Origin of the sequence: Lentibacillus halophilus (assembly GCF_039522485.1) — a bacterium.
Taxonomy (GTDB): Bacteria; Bacillota; Bacilli; order Bacillales; family Amphibacillaceae; genus Lentibacillus; species Lentibacillus halophilus.
In genome coordinates this window covers 11,029-11,264 of the sequence record NZ_BAAADM010000004.1, presented here as the reverse complement: position 1 = coordinate 11,264, position 236 = coordinate 11,029, and the positions used below count along the sequence as shown (strand labels likewise).

Below are 236 nucleotides of genomic sequence, written 5' to 3'. Positions count from 1 at the left end.
CCCTCTCAGGTCGGCTACGCATCGTCGCCTTGGTGAGCTCTTACCTCACCAACTAACTAATGCGCCGCGGGCTCATCCGTAAGTGACAGCACAAAGGCCGTCTTTCAGCCCTCCCCCATGCAGGGAAAGGCATTATCCGGTATTAGCTCACGTTTCCGCAAGTTATCCCGGTCTTTCGGGCAGGTTGCCCACGTGTTACTCACCCGTCCGCCGCTCGTTCCACAGACGCACGCCCC

General features: G+C 59.3%; 1 rRNA gene (running past one end of the window). It reads right to left on the bottom strand.

What is annotated here, in order from left to right:
• Positions 1-236: ribosomal RNA gene (locus ABDZ72_RS00885) — 16S ribosomal RNA — on the bottom strand (its annotated part continues 100 nt past the right edge of the window); the annotation flags it as partial.